Annotated in this window: 16 protein-coding genes and 1 rRNA gene; 6 read left to right on the top strand and 11 right to left on the bottom strand. The window is 68.5% G+C overall.

Features of this window, described 5'->3' with window-relative positions; all coding sequences use genetic code 11:
- Positions 1 to 77, top strand: a 5S ribosomal RNA gene (gene rrf, locus ACIBK4_RS21575); the annotation flags it as partial.
- Between the two features lie 71 nt (positions 78 to 148).
- The gene (locus ACIBK4_RS21570) at positions 149 to 694 is read left to right on the top strand and encodes a GNAT family N-acetyltransferase (RefSeq protein WP_398996422.1); all 546 of its coding nucleotides are present in this window, start codon (positions 149 to 151) and stop codon (positions 692 to 694) included.
- 33 nt (positions 695 to 727) lie between these two features.
- On the opposite strand, the gene ACIBK4_RS21565 is transcribed toward ACIBK4_RS21570, so the two are convergent.
- The 9 genes from ACIBK4_RS21565 to ACIBK4_RS21525 form a co-directional block, all read right to left on the bottom strand.
- Positions 728 to 2,212 carry a type IV secretory system conjugative DNA transfer family protein gene (locus ACIBK4_RS21565; RefSeq protein ID WP_398996421.1) on the bottom strand — a complete coding sequence of 495 codons (1,485 nt, stop codon included), beginning with the start codon at positions 2,210 to 2,212 and terminating at the stop codon, positions 728 to 730.
- A 16-nt stretch (positions 2,213 to 2,228) separates the two neighbouring features.
- A complete protein-coding gene (locus ACIBK4_RS21560) occupies positions 2,229 to 3,662 on the bottom strand; it encodes an ATP-binding protein (protein WP_019065414.1) in 1,434 nt (477 codons plus the stop codon).
- A gap of 7 nt (positions 3,663 to 3,669) precedes the next feature.
- On the bottom strand, positions 3,670 to 5,229 hold the full coding sequence (locus ACIBK4_RS21555; RefSeq protein ID WP_366433775.1) for an SCO6880 family protein: 1,560 nt from the start codon (positions 5,227 to 5,229) through the stop codon (positions 3,670 to 3,672).
- Positions 5,226 to 6,548 carry a hypothetical protein gene (locus ACIBK4_RS21550; RefSeq protein ID WP_398996418.1) on the bottom strand — a complete coding sequence of 441 codons (1,323 nt, stop codon included), beginning with the start codon at positions 6,546 to 6,548 and terminating at the stop codon, positions 5,226 to 5,228. Before ACIBK4_RS21550 ends, ACIBK4_RS21555 begins: the two co-directional genes overlap by 4 nt.
- On the bottom strand, positions 6,538 to 7,383 hold the full coding sequence (locus tag ACIBK4_RS21545; protein ID WP_398996416.1) for a hypothetical protein: 846 nt from the start codon (positions 7,381 to 7,383) through the stop codon (positions 6,538 to 6,540). The genes ACIBK4_RS21550 and ACIBK4_RS21545 overlap by 11 nt, the downstream gene beginning before the upstream one ends.
- A gap of 169 nt (positions 7,384 to 7,552) precedes the next feature.
- Entirely contained in the window at positions 7,553 to 7,861 is a 309-nt protein-coding gene (locus ACIBK4_RS21540; protein ID WP_033281366.1) for a hypothetical protein, read from the bottom strand.
- Between the two features lie 376 nt (positions 7,862 to 8,237).
- Positions 8,238 to 9,551, bottom strand: coding sequence for a peptidase S8 (locus ACIBK4_RS21535; RefSeq protein ID WP_398996413.1), 1,314 nt, complete (start codon positions 9,549 to 9,551; stop codon positions 8,238 to 8,240).
- Positions 9,552 to 9,898: 347 nt separating this feature from the next.
- The gene (locus tag ACIBK4_RS21530; RefSeq protein ID WP_398996411.1) at positions 9,899 to 11,260 is read right to left on the bottom strand and encodes a peptidase S8; all 1,362 of its coding nucleotides are present in this window, start codon (positions 11,258 to 11,260) and stop codon (positions 9,899 to 9,901) included.
- Positions 11,261 to 11,722: 462 nt separating this feature from the next.
- Complete coding sequence (locus ACIBK4_RS21525; protein WP_398996409.1) at positions 11,723 to 12,319, bottom strand: TetR/AcrR family transcriptional regulator; 597 nt, start codon at positions 12,317 to 12,319, stop codon at positions 11,723 to 11,725.
- 99 nt (positions 12,320 to 12,418) lie between these two features.
- Between ACIBK4_RS21525 and ACIBK4_RS21520 the strand changes: the two genes are divergently transcribed.
- Positions 12,419 to 13,357: an oxidoreductase gene (locus ACIBK4_RS21520; protein WP_398996407.1), complete on the top strand. Its 939-nt coding sequence runs from the start codon at positions 12,419 to 12,421 to the stop codon at positions 13,355 to 13,357.
- Here ACIBK4_RS21520 and ACIBK4_RS21515 read toward each other — a convergent pair.
- Both ACIBK4_RS21515 and ACIBK4_RS21510 read right to left on the bottom strand, forming a co-directional pair.
- A complete protein-coding gene (locus tag ACIBK4_RS21515; RefSeq protein ID WP_398996405.1) occupies positions 13,354 to 13,737 on the bottom strand; it encodes a VOC family protein in 384 nt (127 codons plus the stop codon). The two genes, ACIBK4_RS21520 and ACIBK4_RS21515, sit on opposite strands and share 4 nt — an antisense overlap.
- On the bottom strand, positions 13,730 to 14,026 hold the full coding sequence (locus ACIBK4_RS21510; RefSeq protein WP_398996403.1) for a DUF397 domain-containing protein: 297 nt from the start codon (positions 14,024 to 14,026) through the stop codon (positions 13,730 to 13,732). The genes ACIBK4_RS21515 and ACIBK4_RS21510 overlap by 8 nt, the downstream gene beginning before the upstream one ends.
- Before the next feature lie 188 nt (positions 14,027 to 14,214).
- On the opposite strand from ACIBK4_RS21510, the gene ACIBK4_RS21505 reads away from it, so the two are divergent.
- The 3 genes from ACIBK4_RS21505 (at position 14,215) to ACIBK4_RS21495 (ending at position 17,069) form a co-directional block, all read left to right on the top strand.
- Positions 14,215 to 15,003 carry a trypsin-like serine peptidase gene (locus ACIBK4_RS21505; RefSeq protein WP_398996401.1) on the top strand — a complete coding sequence of 263 codons (789 nt, stop codon included), beginning with the start codon at positions 14,215 to 14,217 and terminating at the stop codon, positions 15,001 to 15,003.
- Positions 15,004 to 15,250: 247 nt separating this feature from the next.
- The gene (locus ACIBK4_RS21500; protein ID WP_106971051.1) at positions 15,251 to 16,195 is read left to right on the top strand and encodes a bifunctional lytic transglycosylase/C40 family peptidase; all 945 of its coding nucleotides are present in this window, start codon (positions 15,251 to 15,253) and stop codon (positions 16,193 to 16,195) included.
- Positions 16,196 to 16,361: 166 nt separating this feature from the next.
- The gene (locus ACIBK4_RS21495; RefSeq protein ID WP_398996399.1) at positions 16,362 to 17,069 is read left to right on the top strand and encodes a phosphatase PAP2 family protein; all 708 of its coding nucleotides are present in this window, start codon (positions 16,362 to 16,364) and stop codon (positions 17,067 to 17,069) included.
- Positions 17,070 to 17,167: the final 98 nt, after the last annotated feature.

The following is a 17,167-nucleotide window of genomic DNA, read 5'->3' as shown; positions in this document are numbered from 1 at the left end:
CGAACCCGGAAGCTAAGCCTTACAGCGCCGATGGTACTGCAGGGGGGACCCTGTGGGAGAGTAGGACGCCGCCGAACAAATATTGCGAAAACCCCCGTACCGTTAAATCGGTACGGGGGTTTTCTGCGTTTCGGATACCGTTGCTGGCATGAACTACAAGATCCGTTCGATACGCGCCGACGAGTGGGCCGCCGCGAGGGAGCTGCGGCTCGTCGCCCTGAAGGACCCGGTCGCGCACCTTGCCTTCTTTGAGACCTATGACGAAGCGCTGGCCAAGCCGGACTCCTTCTACCAGGAGCGGGCCGTAGGGGCTGCTGAAGGTGCTGAGGCGGCTCAGCAGGTCATTGCCGAGGGGCCGGACGGGCAGTGGGTCGGTACGGCGACCGTGCTGCTTGAAGAGCCCGGGACGGTGGACTGGGCCGGCCTTGCGGTCGAGCGGAAGCAGGGGCACATCGTCGCGGTGTTCGTGCGGCCGGAGGTGCGGGGCATCGGGCTGACCGAGGTGCTCTTCGACGCGGCTCTGGAGTGGGCCTGGGGGCGCGGGGTCGAGCGGGTGCGGCTCATCGTGCACGAGGACAACGAGCGGGCTCGGCGGTTCTACGGCAAGGTCGGCTTCGTCCCTACGGGCGTCATCGTGCCGTTGGCCGGGAACCCGGACGAGCGTGAGGTGGAGATGGCGGTTGAGCGGCCGTAGCCGCCGTGGGGCCGGGCGTCGTAAGTCTGGTTGCTAGGCCGGTAGTTCGTGGTGGGGCCAGCGGGCCCTGGCTTGTTCCCTGGAGCGGAGGAGGGCCAGGGTTGGCAGGCCCTTGTCCGCTCCCGTGGCCAGGAGGTCCGGGAGTTGGGGGAGAGGGGCCACGGCCGCGACGTCGTCCAGGACAAGCGTCATTGGTGGGTCGAGGCGACCGGCCGATGACCGTTCGGCCATGTGCCGGCCGCGCTCGACCACGCTTGATGCGAGGGCGGTGAGGAGAGGCATCGCGCCCGGGTTCGTACGGGGGTCCTCGATGGATTCACCGACCAGATAAAGCGTGCCCCCTTCGTTCGCGAAGGAATCCAAGGAGAGGGCGTCAGTTCTGTTGGGTGTGCACGCCTCGCGGATGTTGACCGTGAAGAGGGCGGACAGTGCGCGGCTCGTCAACTCCTGGGCGATGTCCCTGCGTTCGGGGTGGGACGTGAGGGCCGCCTCCAACTCGCCTGCTGCGCCGGGAGCTGCCTTGGGGTTCGTGCGGAGGATTCTTACCGCGTCCTGGATCTGGGTGCCCTGGGACCAGCGGTGGACGTGGCGGATGGTGCGGCCGTCGATCGCGGCGGCGTGCAGGTAGCTGCGGAGGAGTGTCTCGGCTGTGTCGGCTACCGCCTGGTCGATCTTTGCCGTGGGTTTTACGGGGGCCAGGAGGGCGGTGGCTCTTTTCAGTGCCGTTTGTTTGTCTTCGCAGGCCGTTGTCGGGGACCAGTGGAGGCGGGCCGGGGTGTCGCAGAGGTGGGTGGGGTCGTAGAGGAGGACCGGGCCGAGTTTGGCTCTCGCGTCCTTTGTGTCCTGCCAGACGGCGGAGTTTGACGTGACCACCATGACTGGGCCTTCCGCGTCCCGTACGGCCTGGGTGGCTGTGGCCTGGCGGCTTTCCGGCGTGGCCAGGAGGATTTTTTCCCACCCACCCACCCGTCCATCCCCACCCACCAGTTGACCCCCGCCCACGAGTTCACCGTTGGACAGAGAAGCTGACGAGACCGGTGCAGGTGCCGCCTGTTCCAGGACGACCGTCGGCTGCGGCTGCGGTTGTGGCTCCGGGCGCTGTATCGGTACCTCGTGCGATTCCGGTGAGGGCGGCGCGGCCGGGGACTTCGCCCGCTCCCTCGCCCTCACCGCTCGCCATCTCGCCAACGTGCCCATCACGAACACCGTCAGGACGACCAGGATCATCAACTGGCCGATGAACAGGCCCCAGAAGAGGCCGTAGCCGGAGAACTCGGTGGGTGGGGACTGGGGCCAGGCGCCGGCGATGTCGTGGGGTTGGGCGATGAGGTGGCGCATGGCCGTCGGGGTGCGGGTGAAGGTGACGTCGGTCGGCCAACTGCCCTTGGAGAACAGGGCGGCCAGGCCCGTCGCCGACCACACCAGCAGCGTCATGCCGATGAGGAACGCGAGCAGGCTCACCAACAGGCCGTCGGGGATGCCCCCTTGGCGCTCGCGTCCACCGTCGTCCGGTCTCATGTCATGCCACCGCCGTTCACGCCACCGTGGACTCGGAGGAGCCGTCGAGATCGCTCAACTGTTGTTCCATGAAGGCCGCCGCGCGTTCCTCGGCCTCCAACTCGGCGGCGCGCAAGGCGTCGTCCGTCACTTCCTGGTCGTGTTCGCGCGAGGACTGGGTCATCGCGCGGTCGGTGAAGACCAGAGGGCGTTCCGTCTCGGTGATCAGGTGTTTGACCACCTGGACGTTGCCGTTGACGTCCCAGACGGCGATGCCGGGGGTGAGGGTGGGGATGATCTCCACCGCCCAGCGTGGCAACCCCAACACCCGCCCGGTTGCCCGGGCTTCGTCCGCCTTCTGGGCGTAGATCGTTCGCGTCGACGCCATTTTGAGGATCGCGGCTGCCTCTTTCGCCGCCGCTCCGTCCACCACGTCCGACAAGTGGTGGACCACCGCCACGAACGACAGACCCAGCCGTCGGCCGAACTTCAGCAGGCGCTGGAAGAGTTGGGCCACGAAGGGGCTGTTGATGATGTGCCAGGCCTCCTCGACCAGGAAGATGCGCTTCTTCCGGTCGGGGCGGATCCAGGTGTGTTCCAGCCAAACGCCGACGATCGCCATCAGGATGGGCATGGCGATGGAGTTGCGGTCGATGTGGGACAGGTCGAAGACGATCAGGGGGGCGTCGAGGTCGATGCCCACCGTTGTCGGGCCGTCGAACATGCCGCGGAGGTCGCCGTCGACCAGGCGGTCGATGACGAGGGCGACGTCCAGGCCCCACGCCCGTACGTCGTCTATGGCGACGTTCATCGCCTCGGCCGACTCCGGTTCGGGGTGGCGGAGTTGCTCGACGATGTCCATGAGGACCGGCTGGCGTTCGACGATCGTCTCGTTGACGTAGGCGTGCGCCACCTTCAGCGCGAAGCCGGAGCGTTCGTCGAGGCCGTGGCCCATCGCCACCTCGATGATCGTGCGGAGCAGGGCGAGTTGGCCTGTCGTCGTGATCGCGGGGTCGAGGGGGTTGAGGCGGATTCCCATGTCCAGGGCGGCAGTTGGGTCCAGGCGGATGGGGGTTATCCCCAACTCCTCCGCGATCAGGTTCCATTCACCGACGCCGTCCTCGCCCTGGGCGTCCAGGACGACCACCTGGCGGTCGCGGAAGCGCAGTTGGCGTAGGACGTACGTTTTCTCCAGGGCCGACTTGCCGTTGCCGGACTCGCCGAGCACCAGCCAGTGGGGGGCGGGGAGTTGCTGGCCGTAGAGCTGGAAGGGGTCGTAGATGTAGCCCTTGCCGGAGTAGACCTCGCGGCCGATGATGACGCCCGAGTCGCCCAACCCGGGGGCGGCCGTGGGGAGATAGACCGCCTGGGCCTGGCCTGTCGAGGTGCGGACGGGGAGGCGGGTGGACTCGATCTTTCCGAAGAGGAAGGACGTGAAGGCGTCGGTGAGGACGGACAGCGGATCCCGCATCTGAGCCCTACCTCCGGATGCCGGTGGCGAACGGCAGTGTGTTCACAAACGCGCGGTGGTGTTCGCGGTCGCACCACTCCAGCTTCAGATACGACTTGCCTGCGGACGCCCTTATCGTGCGCTTGTCGCGCGCGAGGGCCTCGGGGTTGCGGGAGGAGACGGTGATGTAGCCGACGAGGTTGACGCCGGCCGCGCCGCTCGCCAGGTCCTCGCCGCGCTGGTCCATGCGGCCGTGGGCGGCCACGTCGCGGGGGTCGACGGTGCGGTTCATCTTGGCGGCGCGGGAGGCGTCGGCCTCGTCGTTCGTCTTCTCGGTCAGCATGCGCTCGATGGCGATCTCGGTGGGTTCGAGGTCCATCGTGACGGCGACCGTGCGGATCACGTCCGGGGTGTGGACGAGCAGCGGGGCAAGGAAGTTGACGCCCACCGGGGTCATCGGCCACTCCTTCACCCAGGCAGTGGCGTGGCACCACGGCTCGCGGGTCGACGACTCACGGGTCTTCGCCTGGAGGAACGTCGGTTCCATGGCGTCGAGTTCGGCCGGCCAGGCGTTGCGCTTCGTCATCGCCTGGAGGTGGTCGATGGGGTGGTCCGGGTCGTACATGGAGTGGATGAGGGATGCGAGCCGGCCCTGGCCGAGCGGCTGTCGTACGCGGATGTCGGCTTCCTGGAGGCGGGAGCAGATGTCCGTCAACTCGCGCGCCATGACGACCGCGAGGCCCGCGTCCCGGTCGAGCTTGCGGCCCGCGTGGGGGCGGGACGCGCGGGCCATCGCGTGGGCCTCGGCGGAGAGTTCGCGGTTGAAGTGCATGCAGGCGACGAGGTAGGCGCGGTGCTGCTCGCTGCTCGTGGACACCATCGACTGGAGCTGGTCGTACGACTGCTGGAGCCACGTCAGTGACTTCTCGTCGCCGCGCTGGGCGACGTCCTTGGCGTGTGCGTCCGGGTCGGCGGGCAGCGTGCGGGCGAGCATCTGGATGCGGGTGACGAAGCCGTCGCCGTTCGCCACGTGCTTCAGCAGCGTGCCGAAGCGGTCGACGAGGGCCTCCTGGTCCTCGCTGTCGCGCAGGCCGACGCCCGGGCCCTCGATCTCGATCGCCGCGGTGACCGTACGGCGGTCCGCGTGCAGGAGGACTGCGATCTCGTCGGGGCCGAAGGGGGCGGCCAGCCAGTTGATGCGGCCGATCCCGGGGGGCGGGCCGATCTCCACCTCGCGTCCGTCGAGGTGGACGCCGGCCTCCATGACGGAGGAGCGGTACGTCGTGCCGTTGCGCAGGGTTCGCTTGTAACTGCGGTTGATCTCGAACCACTTGTAGAACGTACGGCGCTTGTACGGCACGTAGACCGCCATCAGCGCGAGCATCGGGAAGCCCGTCAGGAGCACGATGCGCAGGGACAGGACGGGGACGAGGAGTCCGCTCATCATGCCGAGGAACGCGCCCACGATGATGAGCGCGATCTCGCCGGTCTCGCGATTCTTGCCGACGATCGCGTTCGGCCGGGCACGGCCGATGAGATAAGTCCGGCGGGGCGTGATCGGATGGGACAGGTGGGACTCTGTCGTCAACGCCCTTCACCTCCCGTGCGGTTGTTGCGGGCGTTGCTGGCGTGCGGGGTGTTCGCCGGGCTCTGGCGGGGTGCGGGCGCGGCGGAGGGGACGGCTCCGCCGCCGCTCGACGGGCGGCTGCTGTGGGCCGCGACGCCGCCGGAGACCGGGTTGGAGGGGCGGGCGCCGCCGCCGGACGAGGACTGGCCGCCCCCGCCGTCGTTCGTGCGGGCGCTGTGGGTCTTGATGCCCTGGGCGACCATGGTGGCCGGGGAGCTGATGACCGCGGCGGCCTTGCCCTCGGCGCCCTGCATGATGCGGTTGTTGCGGCCGCCGGCGATCTCGTCGCCGAAGCCGGGGACGAAGCGGTAGATCATCGCGCTGGCGAAGATGGCGAGCAGGATGATCGCGAGGCCGGAGACGACGGCGGAGAACGAGTCCGGGCCGTCGGCGGTGGACAGCGCGCCGGCCAGGCCCAGCACGATCACGATGACCGGTTTGACCAGGATCACCGCGATCATGATGCCGGCCCAGCGGCGGACGTGGCCCCACAGGTTCTTGTCGACGAGGCCCGCGTAGACGACGGTGCCGAGGAGGGCGCCGACGTAGAGGAGGGCGGCGCGGATGACGAGCTCCAGCCAGAGGACGCCGGCGGCGAGGATGCTGACCAGGGAGACGACGATCAGCATGATCGGGCCGCCGCCGATGTTGTTGCCCTTGGCGAGGGCGCCGGAGAAGGTGCCGAAGAAGGTGTCGGTCTGGTCGCCGGTGGTTTTCGCGAGGACTTGTGTGATGCCGTCGGTGGCGGAGACGACGGTGTACAGGATCAGGGGGGTGAACGCGGAGGCGATGACCGTGAGCCAGAGGAAGCCGATGGCCTCGGAGATCGCGGTGGTGAGGGGGACGCCTCGGACCGCGCGCTTCGCTACCGCGAGGAGCCACAGGAGGAGCGTGAGGATCGTGGACGCGGCGAAGACTACGGCGTACTGCTGAAGGAACCTGGGGTTCGTGAAGTCGACGTTCGCGGTGTCTTTTACGGCGTCGCTGAGCTTGTCGATGGTCCAGGAGGCGGCTTCGGCGCAGCCCTTTCCTAGGGAGGAGAGGGGGTCGAGGGTGTTGGTGGTGCTGGGGGCGGGGTTGGAGGTGGAACCGGCGTTGCCGGTCTCACAGATCTCCTTCGCCTTGCCGACGAGGAGCTTGCACTCCTGATCCGCCGACCCGGTGGGGGTCGGGGTCGGTGAAGGGGCCGCGACGGCGTGGGTGGCCAGCAGCACGGCGGTGGTCTGTACGGCGGTCAGGGCGGCCGCGACCTTGAGTACGCGACCCGATTTACCGGGCATAGGTGAACCCTCCGTACTCCTGGACGGCCTTGGCCATGGCGTCGGCGGTCGATGCCTTGTTGTCGCCGGGGACGGGGGCTGGGCCGTCCTGCTGGGAGAAGCTGTCGGCCTTCCAGTCGTTGTCGGCCCAGCGCAGGTGGAGCGTCAGGGTGAACCAGTCGCTGGTCACCGGGTTGGTCGAGGCCGTGCCCGTGGTGCCGTAGAGCCCGGTGCACCAGACTTCCGCCGTGGCCACGGTGTCCGAGTAGCTCGTGACCTTGGTGCCGATGGGCACCGTGCGGGAGATGTAGGTGTTGCCCGCGGTCGCGTTGCCGTTCGCATCGAGTCCGAGTTTGCTCAGGAAGTCCTTGGAGTAGGCCTGGTCGAGGCTGTTCTCCAGCGCGGTCCGCTTGTCGGCGGCGAAGACCTGCTGCACGATCTCGGTCCGCCGGGCCGGCTTGAGGATGTCGGCCGAGACGAGCACCGTCGCGTAGTTGGTCGCCGCGCTCTCCGCGCCCTGCTGTGTGTGCGCGAACCCGGCGGGAATCCCGCTCGCTTTCGTCTCCACCGGCTTCGTCCCGCTCGCCGCCGTGGAGGCCGCGTCCGGCTTCGAACCGTTCGACGTGGTGCCGTCGTTCGAGGACGACGTGCCGTCGCCGCGGTTGGCGAAGGCGATGGCGGCGATGAGGAGGACGACGACTCCGACGACCGTGACCAGGCTTTTCGAGGAGGAGGGTCTGCCGCCTCGGCGGGCGCCGCCGTAGATGTCGCCGCCGGTGCCCTGGGGGAGGCGGGTGCGGGTCTGGCCGGTGCCGCCGTAACCGCCGGAGGTCTCGTGCTCGTCTCCGGGACTCATGCCGGGTACGCCCCTTCGCCGTCGTCCAGAAAGACCTGGAAGTACGACGGTAGCCGTGCTGGTTCCCGCGCGGGCGCGGAGTGGTGACTCGACATCAGGGAAACGCAACCTCAGCCGGTGGGCACGACGGGCGGGTGGGGTGGGGAGAGGGGGGACGGGCCGGGCTCGGCTATACGGCCATGCCGTACACGATCGTGAAGAGGGTGCCGAGGGAGCCGATGATGAAGACGCCGGTCAGGCCGGCGACGATGAGTCCCTTGCCCTGTTCCGCGCTGAACGTGTCGCGGAGCGCCGTCGCGCCGATGCGCTGTTTGGCCGCACCCCATACGGCGATCCCGAGGCAGAGCAGGATGGCGACCGCCATCACGACCTCGATCATCACCTTCGCCTCGTTGCCCAGGCTGCCGAAGGGGCCCCAGTCCGGAGCGATCCCCCCGATGATGGTGTTGATGTCTCCCTTGTCGGCCGCAGAGAGCATGTAAGTCACCGCCCCTGATGGGTAGTTCCGCATCCCCTGCGGGTGCGCAGAGGTCAGGCATCATTGTCGCCGACAAAGACGCCGCGCGATGTCGACTTGGCGTCATTGATTGGCGGGTTTCGTACGAATACCCCGTACGGTCACTCTGTGTATCACGGTAGGTAACGCCGGGCAACGATTCCGGTGCGGAACCTGTCCGTGGTTTGGTCGTTAGCCCCTGATTACCCGGTGGCGTTCGCCTTGATGTTCTCATGATGAACGGGCCGCGGCTGGATGCCGCGGCCCGTTCTCCCGTGCCAGGTGTGGCCCCCACGACCCACTGTGGCACGACATGTGACTGAGGATCAGTTCAGGGTGGGGGGCAGGTCACCGTCCGTCAGTTGGCGAAGGCGGACACGCCTTCCGGGGTGCCCCAGCCGGTCGGGCCGTCGTAGCCGGTCGTGGCGGTGCAGAAGTACGACGTGGTGCAGGTGCCGTTGTTGCCGCTGGTCACGTCGTTGAGGGACGAGGTGCCCGCGTAGTCGTAGGGGTACTGCGCGGGGTAGGTGCCGCTGGCCGGGGTGCCCGCGAGGGCGTAGACGCCGGCGATGATCGGGGCGGAGACGCTGGTCCCGCCGAAGGTGTACCAGCCGGCGGTGACGCCGTAGGAGTCGTAGACGGAGACTCCGGTGGCGGGGTCGGCGACCGCGGAGACGTCGGACTCCATGCGCTTGGTGCAGCCGGTGTCGGTCTGCCAGGTGGGCTTGGCGTCGTAGGCGGAGCAGCCGGAGCCGGTGCCCTCGGTGCTGGACGTCTTCCAGACGGTCTCGGTCCAGCCGCGGGTGGTGGAGGAGGTGGAGAGCTTGGTGCCGCCGACCGCCGTCACGTACCGGGAGGTCGCCGGGTACTCGGCGCCGTAGGCACTGTCACCGGAGGAGACGGTGATGGCCACGCCCGCGTGGTTGTAGTACGAGGTGTCGTACGACGTCTGGGAGGAGGACTCGGAGCCGCCGTAGGAGTTCGAGACGAACTTGGCGCCCAGGGCGACGGCCTCGTTCTCGGCGGTGCCGAGGTTGGCGTAGCTGGCGCTGGTGGCCTCGACGAGGGTGATGTTGCACAGCGGGCAGATCGCGCTCGCCATGTCGAGGTCGAGGGAGATCTCCTCGGACCAGCCGGCGTCGCTGGTGGGGAGGGAGGTCGTGGAGCCGGTCTGACTGACCTTCTTGAAGCAGCCGTTGGCCGTCGTGCAGGCCGAGAGGCCGTAGTACGAACGGTAGGTGGCGAGGTCGGCCTCGGCGTTCGGGTCGTTGTACGCGTCGACGATCGCGATCGTCTCGCCGGAGCCGTTGGAGGCGGCGGCGGAGGTCAGGCCGTAGGCGGACCGGAGGTTGGTCGGGCTGTAGCCGGAGGGGGTCGACGCGTCGGCGGCCTTGGGGGTGATGCCGGTCTTCGCGGCCTGCATCTTCTGGAAGGCGGTGAGGCCGCCGGTGACGCGGTAGGACTTGCAGGTGAGGTCACCCGTGTGCTTGGGGGTCGCACAGGGGGTCGCGGCGTAGGTCACCGCGGTGGAGGTGGTGGCGCTCTGTGCCGCGTCCGCCTGTACGGCGGTGCCCAGGCCGGTGAAGACCAGTGCGGCGGTGGCTACGGCGGCGGACCCTATGCGGCGCCATCTACCGTGCGTGTGGGGGGAGTTGGGGGTCGTGGTACGCAAGGTGCAGCCTCCTGAGTCGGTGGAACAGGGGCGGTGCGGGTGCGTGTCGCCGGTGCGGTTTCCCCGGCCGTGGGGGGCGGCCCGCGATGACCATCTCTTGTTGAGTACGCGACAACAAGGGGCTGCTGGAATCCTGACTTCCGGCTTACCGAACAGGGTCTGGCCCTTTACCAAACCCACAGGATTCTCATGGGAGTTGGGCCCCAGGGCACCCCAGGGCATGGCGAACGGGCCGTGGCTGGCAGCCACGGCCCGTTGCACTGTGCTCCGCCGAGGGGACCCCACGTCCCCCTCTTGCCGGCGGCTCCCCGTGACCCGACGGGGAGGTCCTTGCGGATGGAGTGCGGTCAGCCGGTGAAGGCGGACACGCCCTCCGGGGTGCCCCAGCCGGTCGGGCCGTCGTAGCCCGACTTGGCGGTGCAGAAGTAACTCGTCGAGCAGGTGCCGTTGTTGCCGCTCGTCACGTCGTTCAGGGCGGAGGTGCCGGCCGCGGCGTAGGGGTACGACGCCGGGTAGTCGCTGGAGCCGGGGGTGCCGGCCAGCGCGTAGACGCTCGCGATGATCGGGGACGAGGCGCTGGTGCCGCCGTAGGTGCCCCAGCCGGTGCCGTCGGAGCCGTAGGTGTCGTAGACCGAGACGCCCGTGGCCGGGTCGGCGACCGCGGAGACGTCGGAGATCATGCGCTTGGTGCAGCCGGTGTCGGTCTGCCAGGACGGCTTCGCGTCGTACGCGGAGCAGCCGGAGCCGGTGCCCTCGGTGCTGCTCGTCTTCCACACGGACTCGGTCCAGCCGCGGGAGTTGGAGGACGTGGAGAGCTTGGTGCCGCCGACCGAGGTGACGTACTGCGAACCGGCCGGGTACTCGGCGCCGTAGGCCTCGTCGCCCGCGCTCGCGGTGATGGCGACGCCCGGGTGCTTGTAGTACGAGGTGTCGTACGACGTGTCGGAGGAGGACTCCGAGCCGCCGTAGGAGTTCGAGACGAACTTCGCGCCCAGCTTCACGGCCTCGTTCACCGCGGTGCCGAGGTTGGCGTCGCTCGCCGACTTGGCCTCGACCAGGAGGATGTTGCAGTTCGGGCAGGCGGCGCTGACCATGTCGACGTCGAGGGACTCCTCGCCGGCCCAGCCGCTGTCGGCGGTCGGGAGGGAGGTCGTCGAACCGGTCTGACTGACCTTCTTGAAGCAGCCGTTGTCCGTGGTGCAGTCCGAGAGGCCGTAGTACGAGCGGTAGGTCGCGAGGTCGGCCTCCGCGTTCGGGTCGTCGTAGGCGTCGACGATCGCGACGGTCTCGCCGGAGCCGTTGTCGGCGGCCGCGCTGGCCAGGCCGTAGGCGGACTGGATGTCCGACGGGCCGTAGCCGGTGGGGTCGTCCGAGGCGGCCTTCGGGGAGATGGTCTTGGGCGTGACGCCCTTCAGCGCGGCCTGCTTCTCCATGAAGGCGGTGGTGCCGCCGGTGACACGGAGGGCGTTACACGCGGCGAAGCCCTTCTTCGGGGTGGCGGCGCAGGCGGCCTTCTCGTACTGCACGTGGGCCTTGGCGACCTGTGCGGCGACGGTCTTGGCGGTCACCTTGTGGGGGGTGGTTGCCGCGTTCGCGTGGGCCGCGGTGCCGAGGCCTGCGAGCAGGAGGGCGGCGGTGGCGGTCGCGGCGGAGCCGAGTCTGCGCCAATTGCCGCGTATGTGGGGGGTGTTGGGGGGTGACGTACGCAACGTACAGCCTCCAGGGAGAGGTTGGCAGAGGCCTGCGGGTGGGGGGTCCACCGGTGAGGTTCCCGGTGGGGGCGGCGGCCCGCGATGACCATCTCTTGTTGAGTACGTGACAACAAGGTGGGTTCCGGAATTCTGACTTCCGCGTTACTGAAGGGGGTTGGGGGATTGCTGATCGGTGGCGGGGGGATGGGGTGGGGATGGCTCGGGCTTGACTCTCTCCACGGGATATCCACAGCGGGACGCGCGTTGACTGGGGTGGGGCGGGCGGGTTGGGGGTGGGGGTTTGGGTTGTGTGCGGGGTGCGGGTGCGATGTGGCTGGTCGCGCTCTCGCGGCGGAGCCGCATGTCGATACAGCCCCGCGCCCCTAGGGGGTTGGGGTGGGCGGGGTGAGGAGTGCGGGTGGGTGTGCCCTCGCGGCGGAGCCGCATATCGACACCGCCCTGTGTCCCTAAATCTTGCTGTTAGTTGTCGCGGGGTTTGAGGCCGTTCAGCAAGTGGTGGATCAGGGTGGGGATGTCGGAGACCGCGGCCTCTGGGGTGAGGGTGCCCTGGGCTGCGAAGGAGGCTGTGCCGTGGAGGGCGGCGCCGATGACCAGAGCGAGGGTCCAGGAGGGGCCCGGGATCATCTCGCCGCGGTTCTGGGCGTCGGTGACGATCTGTACGAACTGGGTTGTCGTGCCGTCCACCGCTGCCCGGAGCTGCTCGGAGATGTCCTCGTCGTGCTTGCGGGAGTACATGACCTCCAGCAACTCGGCGTTCGAGACCGCGAAGTGGACGTAGGTCGTGGCCAGTGCGGTGAGGCGGGCTTCCAGGGGCAGGTCGGGGTCGTCCGCGGCGGTCAGTTCTTTCGCCATGCGCTCGAAGCCGGTCAGGGCGAGGGCGTCGACCAGGGCCTGCTTGTCCTTGAAGTGGCGGCCGGGGGCCGCGTGGCTGACGCCCACGTCGCGGGCCAGTTCGCGCAGGGACAGTGCCGCGACCCCCTTCTCCAGCAGGGTGCGTTCCGCGCTCGCGAGCAGGGCGGAGCGCAGGTCTCCGTGGTGATAGGGGCGTACGGGCATGCGAACCATCGTATCCCGATGTTGACGTCGTCAGCATTGTTGTCGGCGTCACCATTGTTGTCATTGACAGCATTGTTGGCGTTGCCTACATTGGGAGGCATGGACAACACGGACAGCACCATCGGCAGTAGTAGCAAGGGCAAGGCCAAGTGGGACTTCGGGCGCATTCCCGATCTCTCCGGGCGTACCGCCGTCGTCACCGGGGCCAACAGCGGGATCGGGCGTGTGGCCGCCGTCGAGCTGGCCCGTGCGGGCGCGCATGTCGTGTTCGCCGTGCGGGACCTGGAGCGGGGGCGGGCCGCGGCGGCCGGGGTGAGCGGGAGTACGGAGGTGCGGCGGCTGGATCTCGCGGATCTGGCGTCCGTTCGGGAGTTCGCCGAAGGGTGGGACGGGCCGCTGGACCTGCTGGTCAACAACGCCGGCGTGATGCTGCTCCCCGAGCGGCGGACGCGCGACGGGTTCGAGATGCAGTTCGGCACGAACCACCTGGGGCACTTCGCCCTCACGAACCTGCTGCTGCCGCACATCACCGACCGGGTGGTGACCGTCTCCTCCGGCGCGCACCGGATGGGCGACGGCTTCATCCACTTCGAGAACCTGAACCTGGACGGCATCTACGCCCCGCAGCGCGCGTACTCCCAGTCCAAGCTCGCCAACCTGCTCTTCACCCTCGAACTCCAGCGCAGGCTCACGGAGTCGGGCTCGCGCGTCCGTTCCCTCGCGGCCCACCCGGGCTGGGCGGCGACCAACCTCCAGAGTCATACGACGAACCCGGTCACCCGCGCCCTCATGGCCGTCGGCAACAAGGTCGTGGCCCAGGACGACAAGGGCGGCGCCCTGCCGACCCTCTTCGCGGCGACCCAGGATCTTCCCGGCGCGAGTTACGTCGGTCCGAGCGGGCCGATGGAGATGCGCGGGGCGCCGACGCTGGTCGGGCGGAGCGCGGCGGCGAGTGACGTGGCGGCGGCGAAGCGGCTGTGGGAGGCGTCCGAGGGGCTTACGGGTGCGGTGTTCCCGCTGGTGGCCGCCTCGCGCTAACTCCAGGTGCGGGCTTGGGTGTTGAAGACCTCGGGGGTGCTGTGCACCGGCAGGACGCAGAGCAGGTGGCCGCCGGGTGCGCGTAGGACGCGGCACTCCAGCCAGCGGGCGGTCTGCGTCGCGCCGAGGGCCAGCAGGCGGGCCGTTTCCGCCGCTACGTCGTCTGTCTCGATGTCGATGTGGAAGCGCGGGTTGGGGTCGTCGATCGACTGAACCGCCGTTACCAGGCCGGGAATTGCCTCGTGGAGCGTGGTGAACTGCTCCTCGCCGGGGACCGGTTCAGCGGGAGCGCCCAGTGCCGCCGACCAGAAGGCCGCCGCTGCGGCGGCCTCCGGGGCGGGGGTGTCGATCAGGAGGGCGAAGACGCGGCTTCTATGCATCCGGCCCGATTCCCTTGGTTTCCGGGGGTGTTGTGCCCTCCACTCCCTCCACTCCCTCCACTCCCTCCACGAAGTGGTCGAACTCGCCTGCCTGTACGCCGAGTACGAAGGCGTCCCACTTGCGGCGGTTGGTGGTGACGACGTTCTCCGGGTCGCTGGTCTCGCGGATGTAGACCGGGGCCTCGCCGTCGTCCCCGGCGCCGAAGGCGATCTCGATCCACGGGCCCGGGCCCGTCGCGTCCGGTGGGGCGGCTCGTTCCCAGGTGAGGTCGGGGGGGATGTCAGACAAGGGGTTTCCTTCGTCGGGTGCCGGGGAGACGTCGAGTATCGCGCAGGAGAGGCGGGAGGGACGGACGGACAGTACGGTGGACTGACCGCCGGACCAAGCGTCGACTTGAGCGCGAACGCGCTGTTCACAGCGAAATTTCAGTAAACGTCGACGTCCTTTCTCACCTTCGTGGGACAGAGTGGGGCCCGATGAAGCGCAGCTCACGCATCTCCCGTTCCGCTCGCCTCGCGGGCAACCGCAGGTACGCGCTGTTCGTCGCCGTGGTGACGCTGGCGCTGACCTCGGCTTCTGTGGCGACCGCCGACGACGGTCCCGGGCCCTTCGGGGTGACCACCGTGACCGAGGTGAGCAAGCAGAGCCTGCGGGTCGGCGCCCTGTTCGGGGCGGCCCACGCCACCAGCCTGGCCGGCGGGCACCACTGCACCGCGTCCGTGGTGCACAGCGCCGGGCACAACCTCATCGTCAGTGCGGCCCACTGCCTGGACGGCGACCCCGGTGACGTGTTCGTGCCGGGCTACCGGGACGGCAAGGCGCCGTACGGGGTGTGGAAGGTCGAGCAGCGGTTCCTGCCGGACGGGTGGTCCAAGGGGCAGGCCGAGGACAGCGACATCGGGTTCGCCACGCTCGTCGAGGTCGGCGGTAAGAACATCGAGGACGTGGTCGGGGCCGACCGGTTCACCACCGGGACGGAGACCGGGGCCACGGCGGTCACCGTCACCGGGTATCCCTCCGCCACCGACCAGCCCATCAGCTGCACCAACAAACCCACCCAGCACAGCAGCACCCAGCAGCGCATCGACTGCCCCGGCTTCACCGGCGGCACCAGCGGGAGTCCCTGGGTGAACGGGGACCAGCAGGTCGTGGGGGTCATCGGCGGGCACGAGCAGGGCGGGCTGACGCCGGACATCTCGTACAGCGTGGTGTTCGGGAAAGAGGCGGCCGAGCTGTACAAGGACGCGACGAGTGACGTGTCGTAGGACGACCGACTCGTAGCAGGGCCGCTGGTCCGTAGTCGTATGGATCGTCCGTATTGAGGTGCTGTAAGGCGCGGTGTGCGGTGGGCGCGAGTCGTTGAATACGCGTCAGATGTGGCGGAAGCACGGCGAAATGCCGCCACCCTCCCCGGAAATGGCCTTGAACAGGGCTGTCATGGGGGAGGGTTGAGCCGTGCGAAAAGTATGGGTGGCCGGTGGGGTCGCGGCTGGGCTGGGGCTCAGCTTTGTGATGCTGCTCGTCGTCGGGGTCTACCTCGTCGCCGGGAACCTCGTGAACGGGGCCGGCGGCGGGAGCGTCGCGCTCGCCAAGGGCGCGGTGCCGACGGCGTATTCGGCGCTCGTGCAGAAGTGGGGCAACCTCTGTCCCGCCCTCAACCCCGCACTGCTCGCCGCCCAGCTGTACCAGGAGAGCGGGTTCAACCCGAACGCGAAGAGCCCGGCGAAGGCCGAGGGGATAGCGCAGTTCATCCCCGGGACCTGGGCCACGCACGGGATCGACGGCAACGGCGACGGCGTACGCAACGTATGGGATCCGAATGACGCGATTCCGTCGGCCGCGACCTACGACTGCGAGCTCGCCTCGTATGTGAAGGACGTGCCGGGGAACCAGACCGCGAACATGCTCGCCTCGTACAACGCGGGGGCGTACGCGGTCATCAAGTACGGGGGCGTGCCGCCGTACTCCGAGACCAAGAACTACGTGAAGACGATCACGACGCTCTCGCAGAGCTTCGCCGCGCCCGTCAGCCGGGTCGATCCCTCCGAGCAGGCCGCGACCGCGATCACGTACGCGCAGAGCAAGCTCGGTACGCCGTATCTGTGGGGCGGGAACGGTACGGCCGACCAGGACGGGCGGTTCGACTGCTCGGGGCTGACCAAGGCCGCGTTCGCGAGTGCGGGGATCACGCTGCCGCGTGTCGCGAACGATCAGTACAACGCCGGGCCGCATCCGCAGCGGGCCGAATTGTTGCCGGGAGATCTGGTGTTCTTCTCGGACGACCTGACCAATTCCCGGGCGATCCGGCATGTGGGGATTTATGTCGGCGGCGGGTACATGATCGACGCACCCCGGACGGGTGCTGTGATCCGGTTCGACCCCATTGACACCCCCGATTACTTCGGTGCGACCCGGGTCACCGAAGATGGCGCGAAAGCACTCCCCACGACGGTGTGAACCGAGCGTGAACCCACCCCCTGAGCTGCGGCGATGAGTCTCTCTTCGATAACGTCTGAGTGATCATTCGGTGGATGGTGGAACGTATTAAGCGGGACCGTGCGTTCCTGTTCAGTAATGCGCACGAGAGATGCGCCCGGAACTACGACGAAGGAGCCGCAGCACCATGGCTGTACTCGCCGAATCCGGGTCCAACCCCGACGTCGATCTGCTCTACGACATCAATGGGCTAGCCAAGGACGCGCCGCACTGGTTCGACCGGGGCGTGTCGTTCGTCGGGGAGTACGGGTTGCTCGTCGCGATGGTGTTGCTCGTGGTGTGGTGCTGGTGGTCTGTGCGGCGGCGTGGGGGTGAGGACTCCGCGGTGTCTGTGGCCGGGCTCGTGTGGGCGCCGCTGGCCGCTGCGCTCGCTGTCCTCGTGAACGTACCCATACGCGGGTTCGTGGAGCGGCCCCGGCCCTTCCTCGACCACACCGGGCTGGATGTTCTCGTCTCCGGCAAGACCGACTTCTCGTTCGTGAGTGATCACGCGACGATCACCATGGCGATGGGGGTCGCGTTGTTCGTGGCGGATCGGCGGTTCGGGCTGGTGGGGATCGGGCTCGCGTTGGTCGAAGGGTTTTGCAGGGTCTACATGGGCGTGCACTATCCGACTGACGTGATCGGTGGGTTTGCGCTGGGTACGGCTGTTGCTCTGCTGCTTTCGCCGGTTGCCATGGCTTTGCTTACGCCGGTGCTCAAGGCTGTTGAGGGGTCGGCTTGGGGTGGGTGGCTGGTTCGGTCGGGTGGTGCTCGGGGGGTTGGGCGGGATGCGGTGATTCCGGGGGCGCGGGCTGAGGCGGCCGGTACGGAGGAGCGGGACCTCGCTGCTTGAAGGTTCCGGGGGCTGGTTTTTCGGGTGCGGGTGCGTTGTGGCTGGTCGCGCAGTTCCCCGCGCCCCTAAAAACAACGGGCGTCTGCGGGACCGGAGCC

Source organism: Streptomyces sp. NPDC050528 (assembly GCF_044457795.1).
Taxonomy (GTDB): domain Bacteria; phylum Actinomycetota; class Actinomycetes; order Streptomycetales; family Streptomycetaceae; genus Streptomyces.
This window is presented reverse-complemented; position numbering and strand designations above follow the sequence as displayed.

What these genes read in the sequence shown, in the direction of transcription:
- ACIBK4_RS21570 (WP_398996422.1), top strand. Translation starts at nt 149, where the DNA reads ATGAACTACAAGATCCGTTCGATACGCGCCGACGAGTGGGCCGCCGCG.
- ACIBK4_RS21565 (WP_398996421.1), bottom strand. Translation starts at nt 2,212, where the DNA reads ATGAGACCGGACGACGGTGGACGCGAGCGCCAAGGGGGCATCCCCGAC.
- ACIBK4_RS21560 (WP_019065414.1), bottom strand. Translation starts at nt 3,662, where the DNA reads ATGCGGGATCCGCTGTCCGTCCTCACCGACGCCTTCACGTCCTTCCTC.
- ACIBK4_RS21550 (WP_398996418.1), bottom strand. Translation starts at nt 6,548, where the DNA reads ATGCCCGGTAAATCGGGTCGCGTACTCAAGGTCGCGGCCGCCCTGACC.
- ACIBK4_RS21545 (WP_398996416.1), bottom strand. Translation starts at nt 7,383, where the DNA reads ATGAGTCCCGGAGACGAGCACGAGACCTCCGGCGGTTACGGCGGCACC.
- ACIBK4_RS21540 (WP_033281366.1), bottom strand. Translation starts at nt 7,861, where the DNA reads ATGCTCTCTGCGGCCGACAAGGGAGACATCAACACCATCATCGGGGGG.
- ACIBK4_RS21525 (WP_398996409.1), bottom strand. Translation starts at nt 12,319, where the DNA reads ATGCCCGTACGCCCCTATCACCACGGAGACCTGCGCTCCGCCCTGCTC.
- ACIBK4_RS21520 (WP_398996407.1), top strand. Translation starts at nt 12,419, where the DNA reads ATGGACAACACGGACAGCACCATCGGCAGTAGTAGCAAGGGCAAGGCC.
- ACIBK4_RS21515 (WP_398996405.1), bottom strand. Translation starts at nt 13,737, where the DNA reads ATGCATAGAAGCCGCGTCTTCGCCCTCCTGATCGACACCCCCGCCCCG.
- ACIBK4_RS21505 (WP_398996401.1), top strand. Translation starts at nt 14,215, where the DNA reads ATGAAGCGCAGCTCACGCATCTCCCGTTCCGCTCGCCTCGCGGGCAAC.
- ACIBK4_RS21500 (WP_106971051.1), top strand. Translation starts at nt 15,251, where the DNA reads ATGCTGCTCGTCGTCGGGGTCTACCTCGTCGCCGGGAACCTCGTGAAC.
- ACIBK4_RS21495 (WP_398996399.1), top strand. Translation starts at nt 16,362, where the DNA reads ATGGCTGTACTCGCCGAATCCGGGTCCAACCCCGACGTCGATCTGCTC.